This window comes from Halorubrum halophilum (assembly GCF_000739595.1).
Taxonomy (GTDB): domain Archaea; phylum Halobacteriota; class Halobacteria; order Halobacteriales; family Haloferacaceae; genus Halorubrum; species Halorubrum halophilum.
The window spans coordinates 1-15,603 of the sequence record NZ_BBJP01000092.1 but is presented as its reverse complement, the minus strand read 5'-3'; the positions used below and the strand labels follow the sequence as shown (position 1 = coordinate 15,603).

The 15,603-nt window shown below is 69.6% G+C and carries 17 protein-coding genes and 1 tRNA gene; 9 read left to right on the top strand and 9 right to left on the bottom strand.

Going from position 1 to position 15,603, the window contains the following annotated elements; all coding sequences use genetic code 11:
* Window positions 1–21 precede the first annotated feature (21 nt).
* Window positions 22–687, bottom strand: coding sequence for a DUF7114 family protein (locus ACP96_RS17145; protein ID WP_050034217.1), 666 nt, complete (start codon window positions 685–687; stop codon window positions 22–24).
* 59 nt (window positions 688–746) lie between these two features.
* Here ACP96_RS17145 and ACP96_RS17140 point away from each other — a divergent pair, with 59 nt between their 5' ends.
* The 5 genes from ACP96_RS17140 to ACP96_RS19420 all read left to right on the top strand — a co-directional run bounded on the left by ACP96_RS17140 (window position 747) and on the right by ACP96_RS19420 (window position 4,184).
* Window positions 747–1,445 carry an enoyl-CoA hydratase/isomerase family protein gene (locus tag ACP96_RS17140; protein WP_050034216.1) on the top strand — a complete coding sequence of 233 codons (699 nt, stop codon included), beginning with the start codon at window positions 747–749 and terminating at the stop codon, window positions 1,443–1,445.
* A 111-nt stretch (window positions 1,446–1,556) separates the two neighbouring features.
* Window positions 1,557–1,627, top strand: a tRNA-Gly gene (locus tag ACP96_RS17135).
* A gap of 601 nt (window positions 1,628–2,228) precedes the next feature.
* Window positions 2,229–3,257, top strand: a complete 1,029-nt coding sequence (gene thyA / locus ACP96_RS17130; protein WP_050034215.1) for a thymidylate synthase — start codon at window positions 2,229–2,231, stop codon at window positions 3,255–3,257.
* Between the two features lie 8 nt (window positions 3,258–3,265).
* Window positions 3,266–3,826, top strand: coding sequence for a dihydrofolate reductase (locus tag ACP96_RS17125; protein WP_050034214.1), 561 nt, complete (start codon window positions 3,266–3,268; stop codon window positions 3,824–3,826).
* 181 nt (window positions 3,827–4,007) lie between these two features.
* On the top strand, window positions 4,008–4,184 hold the full coding sequence (locus ACP96_RS19420) for a DUF7501 family protein (RefSeq protein ID WP_200895743.1): 177 nt from the start codon (window positions 4,008–4,010) through the stop codon (window positions 4,182–4,184).
* 67 nt (window positions 4,185–4,251) lie between these two features.
* Here the strand turns inward: ACP96_RS19420 and ACP96_RS17120 are convergent, their stop codons facing one another.
* The 3 genes from ACP96_RS17120 to ACP96_RS17110 are packed head-to-tail and all read right to left on the bottom strand — an operon-like array spanning window position 4,252 to window position 7,620.
* Window positions 4,252–5,451: an ABC transporter permease gene (locus tag ACP96_RS17120; RefSeq protein ID WP_050034213.1), complete on the bottom strand. Its 1,200-nt coding sequence runs from the start codon at window positions 5,449–5,451 to the stop codon at window positions 4,252–4,254.
* Window positions 5,448–6,191, bottom strand: coding sequence for an ABC transporter ATP-binding protein (locus ACP96_RS17115; protein ID WP_050034212.1), 744 nt, complete (start codon window positions 6,189–6,191; stop codon window positions 5,448–5,450). Before ACP96_RS17115 ends, ACP96_RS17120 begins: the two co-directional genes overlap by 4 nt.
* Window positions 6,184–7,620, bottom strand: coding sequence for a hypothetical protein (locus tag ACP96_RS17110; protein ID WP_050034211.1), 1,437 nt, complete (start codon window positions 7,618–7,620; stop codon window positions 6,184–6,186). The genes ACP96_RS17115 and ACP96_RS17110 overlap by 8 nt, the downstream gene beginning before the upstream one ends.
* Window positions 7,621–7,798: 178 nt before the next feature.
* On the opposite strand from ACP96_RS17110, the gene ACP96_RS17105 reads away from it, so the two are divergent.
* Both ACP96_RS17105 and ACP96_RS17100 read left to right on the top strand, forming a co-directional pair.
* Window positions 7,799–8,599 carry an archaeal proteasome endopeptidase complex subunit alpha gene (locus ACP96_RS17105; RefSeq protein ID WP_050034210.1) on the top strand — a complete coding sequence of 267 codons (801 nt, stop codon included), beginning with the start codon at window positions 7,799–7,801 and terminating at the stop codon, window positions 8,597–8,599.
* 76 nt (window positions 8,600–8,675) lie between these two features.
* On the top strand, window positions 8,676–9,557 hold the full coding sequence (locus ACP96_RS17100; protein WP_050034209.1) for an MOSC domain-containing protein: 882 nt from the start codon (window positions 8,676–8,678) through the stop codon (window positions 9,555–9,557).
* Between the two features lie 27 nt (window positions 9,558–9,584).
* Here ACP96_RS17100 and ACP96_RS17095 read toward each other — a convergent pair whose 3' ends face one another.
* Window positions 9,585–10,463, bottom strand: a complete 879-nt coding sequence (locus tag ACP96_RS17095; protein WP_050034208.1) for a hypothetical protein — start codon at window positions 10,461–10,463, stop codon at window positions 9,585–9,587.
* Window positions 10,464–10,549: 86 nt separating this feature from the next.
* Window positions 10,550–11,419 (bottom strand): CheF family chemotaxis protein, encoded by an 870-nt coding sequence (locus tag ACP96_RS17090; RefSeq protein WP_050034207.1) that lies wholly within the window; start codon window positions 11,417–11,419, stop codon window positions 10,550–10,552.
* Between the two features lie 170 nt (window positions 11,420–11,589).
* Between ACP96_RS17090 and fer the strand changes: the two genes are divergently transcribed.
* On the top strand, window positions 11,590–11,979 hold the full coding sequence (gene fer, locus ACP96_RS17085; protein ID WP_050026923.1) for a ferredoxin Fer: 390 nt from the start codon (window positions 11,590–11,592) through the stop codon (window positions 11,977–11,979).
* Window positions 11,980–12,106: 127 nt separating this feature from the next.
* Here fer and ACP96_RS17080 read toward each other — a convergent pair whose 3' ends face one another.
* Entirely contained in the window at window positions 12,107–12,757 is a 651-nt protein-coding gene (locus ACP96_RS17080) for an HVO_0476 family zinc finger protein (RefSeq protein WP_050026921.1), read from the bottom strand.
* Between the two features lie 144 nt (window positions 12,758–12,901).
* On the opposite strand from ACP96_RS17080, the gene prs reads away from it, so the two are divergent.
* Window positions 12,902–13,756 (top strand): ribose-phosphate diphosphokinase, encoded by an 855-nt coding sequence (gene prs, locus ACP96_RS17075; protein WP_050034206.1) that lies wholly within the window; start codon window positions 12,902–12,904, stop codon window positions 13,754–13,756.
* A 576-nt stretch (window positions 13,757–14,332) separates the two neighbouring features.
* Here the strand turns inward: prs and ACP96_RS17070 are convergent.
* Together ACP96_RS17070 and ACP96_RS17065 are read right to left on the bottom strand one after the other, a co-directional pair.
* On the bottom strand, window positions 14,333–14,890 hold the full coding sequence (locus ACP96_RS17070; RefSeq protein WP_050026917.1) for a sugar O-acetyltransferase: 558 nt from the start codon (window positions 14,888–14,890) through the stop codon (window positions 14,333–14,335).
* A gap of 15 nt (window positions 14,891–14,905) precedes the next feature.
* Window positions 14,906–15,304, bottom strand: coding sequence for a hypothetical protein (locus ACP96_RS17065; protein ID WP_050034205.1), 399 nt, complete (start codon window positions 15,302–15,304; stop codon window positions 14,906–14,908).
* Window positions 15,305–15,603 lie beyond the last annotated feature (299 nt).

Genomic DNA, 15,603 nt, shown 5'->3' with positions numbered 1-15,603 from the left:
TCCCACCGCCGTCGGGCGACCTCACCGATCGGTCGCGCTCACGGCGCGGTCGGAGATGTCGGCGATGCGGTCGGCGGTCGCGTCCGGGAGCGCGCGGCCCGGCGGCGGAAACTCGCCGTCGTAGTCGGCCGCCAGATCGCGGGCGTACGTCAGCAGCTCCTCGGGGGGATCGCCGCCGACGGCGGTGGTGCCGGCGACGACCGCGAGTTCGAGGGCGTCGATCTCCAGGTTCCGGTCGAGCGCGGTCGCCGCGGCGGGGTCGGTCCCCTCACGGTCGCGAACGGTCTGGTCGCGGCCGAACGCGCGCACGACCTCGACCGCGGCCGCGGCGGCGTCGGTGCACGCGAGCAGCGAGAATCCGCGCGAGACGAGCACATCGGCGGTGAGCACGTCCATGTCGGCGTCGATGTCCGTCCCCTGCGTGGCCGCGGTCACCCACGGCTCCTCGTGGGCCACCGACCGGGTGAGCCGGAGCCCCTCGTAGATGAGCTGCACGCCGGCCGCCCGGTCGACCACCGCCTCGGGGTCGACCTCAGGGTCGACCGCGCGAGCGGTGACCAGCGCCAGCACGCCGGGCGTTACGGCGGCGTTCGCGATCCGGTCTTCGAGGGCCTCACGCAGCTGAGCGGGCTCGACGTCGGCGAGCGCCTCAGACGCGGCGTCACGCGCTCGCGCGGCATCGTCCATTACGTAACGGTAGTCGATCGAGGGGCAAAGACCTTTGGAAACGACCGGGAGATCACGGTGTGATCCGCACCCGAGACGACGACGGCACGGTCCGCGTCGTGACGATCGACCGGCCGGCGCGCCGGAACGCGCTCCGACCCGATGACCTGACCGCGCTGCGCGCAGCCGTCGCCGACGCCGATGCACCCGTGACCTACCTCCGCGGCGCCGGCGACGCGTTCTGTGCCGGCGCCGACCTCGACGTGGTCGCCAGCCTCGACGACCCGGAGTCGTTCGCTCGCGCCGGCCAGCGCACGGCCGGGGCCATCGCAGACGCGGAGACGGTCGTCGTCTGCGGGATCGACGGCGCGGCCCGCGGCGGCGGGGTCGAACTCGCGCTCGCGGCGGACATCCGGGTCGCCACGCCCGCGGCGACGTTCGCGGAACCCGGCGTCGCGTTCGGGCTGTTCGGCGCGTGGGGCGGGACCGTCCGTCTGCCGCGAGTGATGGGTGAGGGCGACGCGCTCGACTTCGCGCTCTCCGGGCGCATGCTCGACGCCGACGAGGCGCTCCGGACCGGGCTCGTCTCTCGGGTCGTCGACGATCCGCGGTCGGTCGCTGACGCGGTCGCGACCGGGAAGCCCGACGCGCTCCGCGCGATCAAGCGCCGGGTGCGCGACCGCCGCGACGACGAGACGCAGGAGCGCGCGGAGGCGACATCGTTCGCCGACCTCGTGCGCGCCCACGCCGACGACATCGCGGCGACGCGCGGGGAGTGACTCCTCGCGAACCCGGTCGCCCGCCCCGAATCTGTCACCCTCGCCGGCCCGCAGTCAGTCGGATGTGACAGGTTTAAGTAATCCTCCGACTAATCGTCGAGTGCGAAGCACGCACCGGTAGTGTAGTGGTATCACGCAACCTTGCCATGGTTGCAACCCGAGTTCAAATCTCGGCCGGTGCATCTTCTCGCTACGCTCGAAGATACACCGGCCTGCCTCCCGTTCGCTTCGCTCACGGGAGTCTCGGCCGGTGCACCCTCTGGCTGTTTCAGTCATTAGCGCTGCTTTTCGATTCTCCCTTTCTCGGAGCTCTGACTGCTGACGTCTCTATCGACTATTTATAAACCGATCTGCGGTTGGCGCGCGCCTCCGAGCGCCCAACGGGCGCGAGGAGCGCCGCGCGAGGGAGTCGCTGGCGGCGACAGCCGCCAGCGACGAGGCTGGGGAGGCGTGAGGTGCGGTGCGGGGTGGGGCTCAAAGGGGCAGCCGCGAGGGCGGCGCAGACGACGTAAGCACCGCAGCGAGTGAGCGGAGCGAACGAGCGAGGAGCACAACGAGTGTGCGCCGTCCTCGCGGCTGGGGCTTTGAAGTTGTTTACCGCCGATCCAGTATCAGCCATTTATAAGCGAGCGACCGGACCAGCGAACACGTCTCCGATCGAACCACGGACGAACTCTTCCACACATCGATCCGAACTCCAGACCGTCACGGTTAGGTTCGCCCGTTCGGTTGTAACCGTAAACCCGTCTCGCCGGCGAGTATACCGGCGACCCCGATCCCACCATGCAACAGTACCTCGATCTCGTCGACGACACCCTGTCGACGGGCACGTACAAGCCGAACCGAACCGGCGTCGACACGATCGCGACGTTCAGCGGGCAGTACACCGTCGACCTCGCGGATGGGTTCCCCCTCCTCACGACCAAGAAAATGGACGGCTATCGCTGGAACTCGCTGATCCACGAGGTGCTCTGGTACCTCTCCGGCGAGGAGCACGTCCGGAACCTCCGCGAGGAGACGAAGATCTGGGACGCGTGGGCCGACGAGGAGGGCCGCCTCGACACCGCCTACGGCCGGTTCTGGCGTCGGTTCCCCGTGCCGGACGGCGTCGACGCGCTTCCGGGCGAGACCTGGCCCGAGAACGCGCACCGCTGGGTGAACGTCGAGGAAGGACCTGACGGCGCCGAGCGCCGGACGTTCGATCAGATCCAGTACGTACTCGACACCCTCGACGAGAACCCGCAGTCGCGCCGGATGGTCGTGAACGCGTGGCATCCCGCCAACGCCGCCGTCTCGACGCTGCCGCCGTGTCACTACACCTTCGTCGTGAACGTGCAGGACGGTCGACTCAACCTCCACCTCACGCAGCGCTCGGGCGACATCGCGCTCGGGGTGCCGTTCAACATCGCCGCGTACGCGCTGCTCGCGAACGCGCTCGCCCAGCGGACGGGGTTCGAGGTGGGCGAATTCGGCCACACCGTCGTCGACGCGCACGTCTACTGCGGGCGCGGCGAGCGCGGGAAGTGGTACGCGAACAACCTCCCGTACGTGCAGGACCGCCTCGCCAACGTCGAGAGCAAGGCCGACTACCTCGACGTGAAGAGCTGGGTCGAGCGGACCGCCCCGGACGAGACGAACGGTGAGGAGGGGTACGACCACGTCCCCGGCCTGCTCGAACAGCTCTCGCGGGAGCCGCGCGAGCGCCCCCGGATCGAGATCGCCGACGTGCCGCTCGACGAGCTCACCTACGAGGACGTCGAGGTCGTCGACTACGACTCCGCGGACGGCATCTCGTTCGCGGTCGCGGAGTGAACGCTGCGATGACAACGGACGTGGATTTGGTCCTCGTCGCCGCGGTCGCGGAGAACCGCGTCATCGGCGACCGCGGCGGCATGCCGTGGCACTACCCGGCCGATCTGGCCCACTTCAAGCGGCTCACGACCGGTCACCCCGTGATCGTCGGACGCGCGACCTACGAGAGCATCGTCGACCGGATCGGCGGCCCGCTCCCAGATCGCACCAGCGTCGTGTTGACGACCCGCGACCTCGACCTCCCCGAGGGCGCCGTCGTCGCGAACGACATCGAGGAGGCGGTCGATCTCGCGGCCGCGGACGCCGCCGACCGCGGCGTCGACGAGGTCTACGTGATCGGCGGTGCGACCGTCTACGAGGGGTTCCTCGACCGTGCCGACCGGCTGGTACTGACGGAGATCCCCGAGCGGCCCGACGGCGACACGCGCTTCCCGGACTGGGACCCCGGCGAGTGGACCGAGGTGGAACGCGAGGTCGCCGACACCGGCGAGGCCGACAGCGACGGCGAGGACGACACCGATAGCGACGACGGTCTCGCGTTCGTCACCTACGAACGGGTCGTCGACTGAACGCGGGCGTCCGATCTCTCGGCCGCACTCGCAGACGAGTGGTTTCTGAGACGGAATCGTACTCGGAGAGACCTCCGTCATTCACTCGATGATCTTGGAACGATCGAAACGAATTATGCACATACTCGCGATATGGTGATCGTAGCAACACTTTTGATTCTGGAACATGTTACTCGTTACCATGGCATCAGCAGAGACCGTGATCGAGCCCAAGCGGTGTCCGTTCTGCGGGACGGAGCTCGCGTCCCCCGGCGCGGGGTTCATGCGCCACGTCGAGAACGAGCCGGAGTGTCGCGACGCGTTCGAGACGTGGCGCGACCGCGTCACCGACGACATGCGGGGCGGCTGGGCGGGGTGAGTGGGCCGGGTAAGTGGGCTGGATGAGGAGGACGCCGCCGTGCGAGAGGGCCCGGTGCGACTCCGCCTCAGCTCCGAAGCGCCTCCACGGGGCGCTCGTTCGCCGCCTTCCACGCGGGGTACGCCCCGCTGACGATCCCGACGCCGACGCCGAACCCGAGCGCCAACAGGAGGTAGTAGCCGTTCGTCGGATCGAGCACGAGCGCGGCGTCGACCGCGGGCGTCGCGGCCACGAGCCCGGCGACGAGCAGCACGGTCAGCAGGGTCCCCGCCGCCGCGCCCGCCGCGCCGATGAGCCCGGCCTCCGCGAGCAGCACGCGCAACACGTCCCGGCGGGTCACGCCGACCGCGCGCATCACGCCGATCTCCTGTCGGCGCTCGACGGTGCTCATCAGCATGACGTTGAGGATCGAGACACCGGCGACCACGAGCGAGATGGCGCCGAGCCCGAGCAGGAACGTGCTCAGGAGATCGAAGAAGTCGTTGATCTCGTCGACGATCGCCGCCAGTTCGAACAGGTCGACGCGCTCCTCGCGGGCGTTCACGTCCTCGCGGATCGCGTCCGCGGCGGCTCGCGCCGTCTCACCCGACTCAGCGACGACCAGCGCCTGCGCGTAGCCGTCGGCGGCGAACGCCGACTCCGGGAGGAAGACGGCATCGTCGGGCGCAACCGGGCTGAACGTCTGGCTCTCGGCGAGCACGGCGACGACGCGGACCTGCGAGCCCGCGATCCCGACGGTGTCGCCCGCGCCCACGCTGAGGTCCTCAGCGATTCCCGACCCGACGATTGCGCCTTGCCTGTGGCGGTCCGGGAGCCTGCCCTCTGCGGCCTCGAACGCGAGCCCGGGCTCCTCGACGCCGTATATCGTCGCGAACGTCTGTCCGCTCGCGCCTTCGACGATCGCGTTGTCGGAGTACAGCGGGACGACGGCCGGGTCCCCGACCGCCGGGTCGTCGACGGCGCGTCGGATCGCCGCCACGTCGGCCGCCGATAGCGACTCCACGCCGGCGTCCGCGTTCGGCGACACGACCACCTGCGTGCCGATGTCGCCGATGGCGTCGTCGGCGCCGAGCGCGAGCACGTTCCCGAAGATCCCGAGCGCCGCGACCGCCAGCACGCCGATGCAGACGCCGAGCACCGCGAGGACCGTCCGGACGCGGTTCCGCCGGAGGTTCCGCGCGGCCATCGCGACCGCGGGGCGCCAGCCGCGGAGCCAGCCGGCGGCCCCACGGTCGCTCGCCGTCCCGCCGCTGCCGTCGTCGCTCATCGTTCCTCCGGCGCGAGCGCCGAGTCGGGAGCGCGGTCCGTCGAGGAACCCGCAACCGAGTCCGTTTCGCCCGCGGTCCCGCCCTCCAACACCCCGTCCGTGAGTTCGACGACGCGGTCCGCGAACTCCTCGACGAGCGGGTCGTGGGTGACGGCGACGACCGCGACCCCCTCCTCCTTCACGCGCTCGAACTCGGCGAGGATCGACTCGCCGGTCTCCGTGTCGAGGTTCCCCGTCGGCTCGTCCGCGAGCAGCACCGCCGGTTCGTTGATGAGGGATCTGGCGATGGCGACCCGCTGTTTCTGCCCGCCGGACAGCTCCGCGGGCTCGTGGTCGAGCCGGTCGCCGAGTCCAAATCGGTCGAGCAGGTCGGCGGCGCGGTCGCTCTCGTCGCCCGGATCGAACGCGGTCGGGAGCGCGACGTTCTCGACCGCGGTCAGCGTCGGGAGGAGATGAAAATCCTGGAAGACGAACCCGATCGACTCCTTGCGGGCCGCGGTGCGCTCCGCGACCGTGAGCTCTGTCACGTCGGTGCCATCGAGCAGTCGCGACCCCTCGGTGGGGTCGTCGAGGAGCCCGAGCACGTTGAGGAGCGTCGACTTCCCGGAGCCGCTCGGCCCGACGACCGCGACGAACTCCCCCGGCTCGACCGCGAAGTCGACGTCGTCGAGTGCCACCACCGGCTCGGCGCCCCCTCCCGGATACCGTTTGGTGGCGCCGCGGAGTTCGACGCTATACATCGCGGCGACGGATCACACTCCCGGCGACCGCGACGCCCGCGCCGCCGACGAGCCCGACGAGGCCGAGGGTCCCGAGCGTTCCGACGGCGCCGGAGCCGGAACCGCCTCCCGCGCCGTCGCTCGAATCGGGGAGCGCGACCGTCGCGGTCTCGGTGTACCGGACGCCGCGCTCGGTGTACGCGATCCGGATCGGGACGGAGTCGGCGACGGAGGCGTTCGCCGCGGTCCGCAGGTCGAAGGCGACGAAGTCGCCCGCGCCCACGCTGCCGACGAAGTACTCCCTCCCAGCGGGGGTCGGATCGACCCCCTCGGCGCCGGCGACCGAGACGACGACCCCCTCCAGTTCCCCGGTGCCCTCGTTGCCGAGGTTGGCGTCGACGACCACCTCGCCGTCGTCGGTCGTCCGAACGGTCGCGTCGGTGACGGTCGGGCTCCCCTCCCGCGGCGGGTACCGAACCGTCGACTCCGCCGTCCGGTTCGCGCCGGCGCCGACTGGCGCGTCGAGTTCGGACCGGAACGCCGCCGTGACCGTCACGTCCGAGCGCTCGTCGAGGGGGCCGAGGTCGACGACCACCTGTCGCTCCTCGCCGGGCGCGACGTCCTCCACGACGAAGGGGCCGACCTCAACGGTCGGCTCGGCCCCGCCGTCACCGTCGTCTCCGGCTTCGTCTCCACTGCCGTCACCGGCGTCGTCACCGCCACCGCTCGCGCCGACCGGCGCGCCGACGGCGGTCAGGCTCACGCGGTCGGCGGTCGACGTGCCCGTGTTGACGACCGTCACCGCGACCGGCGAGTCGGCCGACCGCACCGACTCCGCCTCGTCCTCCTCGGCGGCTTGGAGCCCGCCGCTCCCGCCGCCGAAGACGCCCTCGATGCCGCCGACGCTGATCCCGCCGGCACCCTCGCTCTCGTCGTCGCTCCGGAGGTCCGCCGGCGAGAGCGCTCGGGTACGCACGTCGAGCGCGACCTCGGCCGGCTGCACGTCGACGACCACGTCGCGGGTCACGGTGACCGTCCCGCCGTCGTCGTCGCCGCCAGTCGCCTCCTGTTCGGCGACGACTTCGACCGTAAGCCGGTGCTCGCCCGGCTCGTCGAATCGGGTCCACAGGACCACGTCCGTCGCGTCGCCCGCCGAGAGCGCGCCGACCGCGGTCGCCTCGTCGCGGAGATCGTCATCGTCCACATCGCCGGCGTCCCCGGCGTCAAAGAGGCGCACGCTCCTCACGTCGGCCGCCGCCGGGCTTCCGCCGGAGTTCGAGACGGTCACGTTCAGCGCCGTCCGCTCGCCGACCGCGGGCTCGCTCGAACTCGCGTCGACCGCGTCGATCGCGATCCGGGCGTCGGGCACCGCCGTGACCGCGCCGACGGCCCCCAGTAGCGCCAGCAGGGCCAGCAGCGCGGCCGTGGTTCTCGTGGGTGTCAATGTCACCCCTGTTAGGGGACGTGCCGGGATATATCCGTCGTAGGCAGAGACCGCCGACCGACGCGGACGTATAGGGGCCGGGTTCCCGGACCGCTTGTACCGGTTACGGATGCTTTTTCAACCGTCCGGCGTAAGAAGGGGTAATGAGACAGCGCGACACCGCGAGAGCGGGTGATCGACGATGATGGGCGGTAACGACCAGCAGGCGTACGACCGCGGCACGTCGCTGTTTTCGCCGGACGGCCGGATCTACCAAGTCGAGTACGCCCGCGAGGCGGTCTCGCGCGGCGCGCCGAGCGTCGGCGTCCGGACGGCCGACGGGGTCGTCTTCGTCGCGATGTCCCGCCCCTCCTCCACGCTGATGGAGGCCGAGAGCATCGAGAAGCTCCACAAGCTCGACGACCACCTCGGCACCGCGAGCGCCGGCCACGTCGCCGACGCCCGCCAGCTGATCGACCTCGCGCGCCGCCAGTCGCAGGGGAACCGCCTGCGCTACGGCGAGGCCGTCGGCGTCGAGACGCTGACGAAGTTCGTCACCGACCATATCCAGGAGAACACCCAGCGCGGCGGCACCCGGCCGTACGGCGCCGCGCTCCTCATCGGCGGCATCGACAACGGCGAGCCGCGCCTGTTCGCCGCCGACCCCTCCGGGACCCCCAACGAGTGGAAGGCGACCGTCATCGGTGGCGGCCGGCAGGACATTCAGGGGCACCTCGAAGACGAGTGGACCGAGGGGCTCTCGCTCGACGCGGGCGTCGAACTCGCCATCGCCGCGCTCGCCGCCCACGACGACGAGTTCGAGCCGGCCGACCTCGCCGTCGCCACGGTCACCGAGGCCGACGGCTACCGGACCGTCCCCGTCGAGGAGGTCGACGAGGCGTTCGAGGCCGCCGGGCTGACGACCGGCGATGATGAGGACGACGAAGCCGACGCGGACGCTGACGAAGCCGACGCAGACGCCGACGACACCGACGACGAGGAGTAACCCCTCGTTTCCCGCGCCCCGCCTTCTGCGCCCTCCCCTCCCGGATCCTTTTGTCGCCGCCTCCCGAACCGCGGGTATGGCACGCATCGCGGAGCTCGTCGCGTACCCGCTGAAGTCGAACGACGGCGCCGCGGTCGACCGCGCCGAGCTCGGCCCGAACGGCGCCCTCCGCGGCGACCGCACGTACGCGCTCGTCGAGGCCGGCGTCGACCCGCACGCGGCCTCGGTCGGCGGCGACGGCGGCTACGTCAACGGGAAGCGCGAATCGGCGGTCCACGGGCTGTCGGCGCGCTACGAGGTCGCCGGGCCGACCGATGCGACCCCGACCGCGGTGACCCTCTCGCGGCCGGCGCGTCCGGAGACGGGCGCAGACGCCGACGAGCGCACCTTCGCGCTCCCCGAGGACGGCGAGGCGCTGGCGGCGTGGGTCGGCGACTACCTCGGCTACGCGGTCGACCTCGTCCGGGAGCCGAACGGTGGGCTCCCGGACGACCGGGCGGCGCCGGGGCCGACGGTCGTCTCGCGGGCGACGCTGGAGACGGTCGCGTCGTGGTTCGACGAGATTGCTGACGCGACGGAGATGCGTCGGCGGCTCCGGCCGAACCTCGTGCTCGACGACTGCCCGGCGTTCTGGGAGGACCGGCTGTTCGCCGACCGGGGCGAGGCCGTGCGCGTCTCGATCGGCGAGACCGAGCTGTTCGGCGTCAACCCGTGCCAGCGCTGCGTGGTTCCCTCGCGGGATCCGGACACGGGCGAGCCGATCGACGGGTTCCGCGAGGCGTTCATCCGGAAGCGCCGCGAGACGCGACCGGCGTGGACCAAGAGCGATCGGTTCGACCACGACTTCCGGCTGATGGTCAACACGGTCGTCCCGGAGGACGAATGGGGCTCGACGCTCGCGGTCGACGACGCGGTCACGATCGAGGGCGTCGAGGCGGAGCCGGACGGCGGAGACTGAAGAAGAGCGGTCCGCCCCGACGGCCGATTACTGGCCGCCGTCGGTCATCGCGACCGGATCGCTGTCGGCGAGTTCGCCCTCGGCGACTTCGGCGTCCGCGCTTCCGGTCGACTCCGCCGCACCGTGGTCTTCGGTGGCCGGGTCCGCGGCGCCGAAGTGGGTCCAGAGGGTCGCGCCCGCGACCGCGTAGGCGACGAGGTCGTAGTGGACCGTCCCGCCGAAGCCGGTGAACGCGGCGGCGGTGCTGTACGCGAACAGCGCGGCGACGCTCCCGACGAACACGCTCTCGTTCGTCACTCGACCCGCGGCCGCCGCGGCGAGGGACCGCTTGATAAGCGGGCCGCAGGCGACGAGGAACGCGATCCCGGAGAGGGCGCCGAGGTTGACGAAGAAGTGGGTCGCCATCCGCGAGTCGAGGAGCGACTGCAGGTACGCGACCGTCATGGGGTCGTAGAACAGCCACTCGAGCCGGGTCGGGTACAGCACCGCGATGTACGGCGTCGCGACCATCAGCCCGAACAGCACGGCGACGGCGACGCGCGCCGACGCGAACTGCGAGGCCCGTCGGACCTCGAACGCCCGGTCCGCGGGGTCGACGACGAGCCCGCACGCCTCCAGCGTCTCCCGGAGGCCGTCGCGGGAGACCGCCGGGTCGTGGTGGACGCCGACGGTGCCGTTCCGGGCGGTCGCCGACGCGGCGCTCACGCCGTCGCGGTCGCGGAGCACGGCCTCCAACAGCTCCTCACGGCGCTTCGTATCGATCCCCTTCACGGAGAAGGTGTCGTGGACGTGCGGTTCGGGTACCCGCGCGACCCGCGGTCCCGAGCCGGGATCTGACGCGTCAATCCCCCGATCGCGGACCACGGCATCGAGCCGCGTCGACCGCCCGTGGTGGTCGTCTGGCATGTGAGTCACATGCACCTGTACCGGCATGAAACTTCCCCCGTTGGGGGCCGAGCCCGGGCTTAGCGGTCATCCGCGAAGAGAGCCGGTTAGGAGTTGACCGACTCCATGTAGGAGGTGACGATCATCTGTCCCTTCCGCGTGAGCGCGGCGCCGGAGTCGCCGTCGACGACGAGGTTCTCGTCGCGGAGCGTGTCCAGCACCATCTCCGTCTGGGTGACGTCGCCGGTGACCACGTCGGCGATGTTCGCCTCGCCGCCGGCGGAGTAGATCGACACGAGGATCTCCAGCTGTTCCTCCGTCGGATCGAACGCCTCGACGTCCTCCATCACCTCGTCGTACTCCAGCTTGATGTACCGCCCGAGCACGTTCAGGATTCGCTTGTCTGGAACGGTCGCGATCGAGGTCACGGTTTGCGTGTCCGGGACGTGGCGGAACACGAGCGCGGGGCGCTTCTCGCCGGCGATCGTGCGGTTGGTCCGCTCGTAGTCGATGACGCTGGAGAGCTCGACCGTGAACGGGTCGGGGCAGTCGGTGAAACCGATCGCGCCCCGGGAGAGGCTGATCGACGCGGTGTGGTCCGACGCGTCCGTGACGCGGCCGCCGAGCTTCGCGGGGTGGCGGACCGTGACTGTCACGCCGCGCAACAGTGCCTTGAACAGTACCCGGGTAAACCGTTCCATGTCGTCCGCCTTGCCCTCGACGAGGGCAGTGCACCTGTTCCCGTTCCGCTCGTAGGCGACGGTGACGCTGTCGCTGAAAAAGGACTGGAGGTCGCCGGGGACGGTGCCGACAACGATGTCGAACACCTTCGAGAGGGGGACGGTCGTCTTCGCGCCGTCGGTTGCGAGGACGAGCCGACGCTGGCTCAGGAGGACGCGGCCCGACACGGGTTCGTCGCTTCCGAGGCCGGAAGTGTGGACGCGACCGACGAAGTCGGCGACGACGGACTCTTCCATCGAACACTACTTGCGGCCCTCCGGTATTTACTGTTACTCCTGACGTATCAGTCGTGATAATATACCGACAGATGAGAAACGAACGTGTTCGGGCGTTCGTGGGTGGTCGATCGTCCGAGAAAAACGCGGAACAGCAAAGCCTAATGAGGTGGGCATCAAACCGCCGGGTGATGCCCACAGTAGAATACCTCAACTACGAAGTGCTCGACGACCACGGCTGGTCGATGGACGACGACGACCTGTTCGAGGAGGCGGCCGACGCCGACCTCGACGACGAGGATTACGGTACCCTCGACGTGAATCAGGGCGAATACATCCTCGAGTCCGCCGAGGCACAGGGCTACGACTGGCCCTTCTCGTGCCGCGCCGGCGCCTGCGCGAACTGCGCCTCCATCGTCAAGGAGGGCGACATCGAGATGGACATGCAGCAGATCCTCTCCGACGAGGAGGTCGAAGAGAAGAACGTCCGCCTGACCTGCATCGGTAGCCCGGCGACGGACGAGGTCAAGATCGTCTACAACGCGAAACACCTCGACTACCTGCAGAACCGCGTCATCTAACGCCGATCCGACCACGCCACGGTCGTACTCACAGACGGTGTTCGATGTGGGTCACCCCCATCGGTGCCACCGTTTTTTCGGAGAAACTGTCTCTACGAGCGACTTCTCGGTCCCGAGTCACTCCCGCTTACCAGGCCGACCACGCCGTCAGACTCTCGTCGCGGGCGTACACCCGCTTGCAGTCCTTGGCGTACGCGAAGTCGCCCTCGTGGTCCAGCTTCTCGTGCCGGTACTCGGGGGCGTCCTCGCGGATCTGAACCCCCTCGATCGTGAACTCCTCCTCGCCGAAGGTTGCGGTCTCGCCGACGGTGAACTCGTGGTCGCCGGGGACGTTCACGCGCAGCGATCGCGTCTGGTCGGCGTCGCCGTCCTTCGGGTGGAGCGTCACCGGGACGGTGACGTTGTCGACCGCGCGGGTCCACAGCGTCTCGACGGTCTCGATGTCGGCCTCCTCGACGCGCTGTTCGGGCCCGACCTCGATCCCCGTCACTCGGACCTGCATCAGCGCGTCGGGGGAGTCGACGACGAACTCCTCGCCCGTGGCGACGTAGGTGTCCGCGGGCACGTCCATCTCGGTGGAGAAGGACTCGCCGTCCTGCGAGACGACGACAGTCAGTCGGACGGTCTCCTCCTCGGGGATCTCGGCTTTGTGCGTGTGGTCGCACTCGGTACAGCGGACGGTCGCCTGCCCGCCGGGGCGTAACACTTCGTGGACGGTCTCCTCGCCCGGCGAACACGACGGGCAGGCGAGACCGACTCGGTCTCCTGTTTCGGTCATTACGGCGTCGTATCCGCCGCTCGCGTAAATATCCGCCCCTGTGGCTGCGGTGCGTCACACGGTCGCGTGGGGCTCGATCGGGGGCCTTTCTGTGAGTGAACGAGTAAGGAAACTGGTTTACCGGTGTCTGGGGTACGGACGCCCATGATCGTACCCGGATCCAGCTCACAGCTGCTGGCGGCCGCGCTCGCTGAGGAGACGGGTCGGCCGCTGGCGACCCCGACCTACGACCGGTTCCCTGACGGCGAGGGACTCGCGGCGGCTCCCGACTTCGCGGGCGACGAGGCGACGGTCGTCGCCGCGACCGACGCCGACGAGGCGTGGGTCGAACTGCTCCAGCTGCAGGACGCCGTCCGCGAGGCCGGCGCCGAGCGCGTGACGACGGTGATCCCCTACATGGGGTACGCCCGACAGGACGAGTCCTTCGGCGAGGGCCAGCCCGTCTCGGCGCGGGCGATGGCCCGCGCGGTCTCGACGGGGGCCGACCGCGTCGTGCTCGTCAACCCCCACGAGGCCGGCGTCGCCGACTTCTACGACGTGCCCACCGAGACCGTCGACGCCGCCGGCGTGCTCGCGGAGCCCCTCCCGGCCGCCCTCGACGACCCCCTGTTCCTCGCGCCCGACGAGGGCGCGGTCGGTATCGCGGAGACGGTCCGAGACGCGTACGGCGTGGGCGAGACCGACTACTTCGAGAAGCACCGCGACCGCGAGACGGGCGAGGTCGAGGTATCGCCCTCGGACGCCCCCGTTGGGGGCCGGGACGTGGTCGTCGTCGACGACATCGTCGCCACCGGGTCGACGATGAGCGAGTCGGTCGCCGTGCTGAACGACCGCGGCGCGGCGCGGGTGCTCGCGGCCTGCGTCCACCCCATGCTCGCGGCCAACGCCGTGACGAAGCTCCGCGGCGCCGGCGTCGACCGGATCGTCGGCAGCGACACGCTCGAACGCGGCTGCAGCGTCGTCAGCGTCGCGCCCGTTCTCGCCGACGCGCTGGACTGACTACGTTCGGTACGCAGTCTTTCTTGATCGACTTCGGGAGTAGGGATAGCGAATTGGTGAAACGGTTGTTTATAACCTATCGAGTGGTGTTGCCGTCGGCTGTTTATAAGGGTACGGCGGTGAACACGTCCAAAGCCCCAGCCGCTGCGGGCGGCGCACGCTCGCTGTGCTCCTCGCTCGCGTTGCTCGCTGCGGTGCTTACGTCGCCTGCGCCGCCCGCAGCGGCTGCCACTTTGAGTCCCACCCCGCCCGCACCGCAACCGCAACCGCAGCCTCACGCCTCCCCAGCCTCGTCGCTGGCGGCTCCCGCCGCCAGCGACTCCCTCGCACCGGCAGTTCGCGGCCGCCGATGGCGGCCGCTCACCGGGGCGCGCCACCGCACCGCATTTATAAGGAACTGCTGCTGACGTTCACGGTTATTTAAATACTCCATCACTGCCACCGATCTGCAATACTCACTCTCGTGGTCTATCGGCTACTCCGGGATTTCGTCGGAGAACGTAACGTGAGTGCCCCTCTACATCCGTGCGTCCATCGAGCCGATCCTGTCCGTTCTGAGGGATTCGCCGGAGCCGCCTACTCTATCTCCCGAATCACCCGCGCCGGGTTCCCGCCGACAACGACCCGGTCCGGCACGTCGCTCGTGACGACCGCGCCCGAGGCGATCACCGCGCCGTCGCCGACCGTCACGCCCGGGTTGAGCACGGCGCGGCCCCCGATCCAGACGTCGTCGCCGACGGTCACCGGCTCGGCTCGCTCGCGGCCCGTCGCGCGCTCCTCGGGGTCGATCGGGTGCGTCGGCGTGTAGACGTGAACGCCCGGTCCGAGCAGGCACCGGTCGCCGAACGAGATCGGGTTGGTGTCGAGGAACACGCAGCCGTAGTTCGCGAAGAAGCCGTCGCCGACCGCAATGTTGTACCCGTAGTCGCATCGAAACGGCGGCTTGACGACGGGGTCGTCGCCGACCGCGTCGAACAGCGACCGCAGGAGCGTCTCGCGGTGCTCCGACTCCGCCTCACTCGTCGCGTTGTACCGCCGGGCGAGATCGCGGGCGCGCTCCCGGTCGGCGACCAGTTCGGGCGCGCTCGGGTCGTAAAGCTTCCCGGCGAGCATCCGCTCCGTCTCGGTTGACATACCCATATTCCCGGCTTAAACCGCCGTCACCCACGCCCGGTAGTCGTCGTCGAGCCCGTACACCTCGCGGAAGGCGCGCTCGATAAACCCCGCCACGCGGTTCGCGTCGGACCGGGCGGTGACGACGGCGTTCGTCCCCTCGGCCTCCTCCGGGCTCACCAGCTCGTCGATCCGGAACTCCGGGAACTCGCCGAGTAGGGCCTTTAGCCGGTCTAGCTCGTCGTCGGTGCAGTCCAGAATGACTTCCGTGCCCGCGAGCTGGATCCACGGCGGCACCTCGCCGCCCTCGGTGGTGTCGCTGTCTGGGTCGACGTCGACGGTCATCACCTCGCTCGACCGGGCGCGGTGGGCGGTCGCCGCGTCCGCGAACAGCTTCAGCCGCTCTCCTTCGGTCGCGGCGTCGAATCTGGTCATGCTCGCACGTCCGCGCTGCCGGTTCTTAAAAAGCCGCACCGTGCGCTCGGTCCACCCCTCTCGCCCGCCGCGATTTATATAAGATCAAGGAGAATACCTGCGGCTTTAGCCGCAGGATGAATCCGACAGCTTGGAATCAAACCACGTTGGACTCCCTAGTTCGAGTTACTAATAGATACTTTGAAGTTTCAAGAATCGCTATATGTCGGTAAGGTCAGGTCGGAACGGAGCGGATTCCGAACGACCTTCGGAGGCGGCCTGTCCGCCCTCGCAACGAGGCAGTATTATATCAAACAATA

Excerpts from the sequence above, each read along its gene's own strand:
- ACP96_RS17145 (WP_050034217.1), bottom strand. The coding sequence starts at position 687 with ATGGACGATGCCGCGCGAGCGCGTGACGCCGCGTCTGAGGCGCTCGCC.
- thyA (WP_050034215.1), top strand. The coding sequence starts at position 2,229 with ATGCAACAGTACCTCGATCTCGTCGACGACACCCTGTCGACGGGCACG.
- ACP96_RS17125 (WP_050034214.1), top strand. The coding sequence starts at position 3,266 with ATGACAACGGACGTGGATTTGGTCCTCGTCGCCGCGGTCGCGGAGAAC.
- ACP96_RS19420 (WP_200895743.1), top strand. The coding sequence starts at position 4,008 with ATGGCATCAGCAGAGACCGTGATCGAGCCCAAGCGGTGTCCGTTCTGC.
- ACP96_RS17120 (WP_050034213.1), bottom strand. The coding sequence starts at position 5,451 with ATGAGCGACGACGGCAGCGGCGGGACGGCGAGCGACCGTGGGGCCGCC.
- ACP96_RS17115 (WP_050034212.1), bottom strand. The coding sequence starts at position 6,191 with ATGTATAGCGTCGAACTCCGCGGCGCCACCAAACGGTATCCGGGAGGG.
- ACP96_RS17105 (WP_050034210.1), top strand. The coding sequence starts at position 7,799 with ATGGGCGGTAACGACCAGCAGGCGTACGACCGCGGCACGTCGCTGTTT.
- ACP96_RS17100 (WP_050034209.1), top strand. The coding sequence starts at position 8,676 with ATGGCACGCATCGCGGAGCTCGTCGCGTACCCGCTGAAGTCGAACGAC.
- ACP96_RS17095 (WP_050034208.1), bottom strand. The coding sequence starts at position 10,463 with ATGCCAGACGACCACCACGGGCGGTCGACGCGGCTCGATGCCGTGGTC.
- ACP96_RS17090 (WP_050034207.1), bottom strand. The coding sequence starts at position 11,419 with ATGGAAGAGTCCGTCGTCGCCGACTTCGTCGGTCGCGTCCACACTTCC.
- fer (WP_050026923.1), top strand. The coding sequence starts at position 11,590 with ATGCCCACAGTAGAATACCTCAACTACGAAGTGCTCGACGACCACGGC.
- ACP96_RS17080 (WP_050026921.1), bottom strand. The coding sequence starts at position 12,757 with ATGACCGAAACAGGAGACCGAGTCGGTCTCGCCTGCCCGTCGTGTTCG.
- prs (WP_050034206.1), top strand. The coding sequence starts at position 12,902 with ATGATCGTACCCGGATCCAGCTCACAGCTGCTGGCGGCCGCGCTCGCT.
- ACP96_RS17070 (WP_050026917.1), bottom strand. The coding sequence starts at position 14,890 with ATGTCAACCGAGACGGAGCGGATGCTCGCCGGGAAGCTTTACGACCCG.
- ACP96_RS17065 (WP_050034205.1), bottom strand. The coding sequence starts at position 15,304 with ATGACCAGATTCGACGCCGCGACCGAAGGAGAGCGGCTGAAGCTGTTC.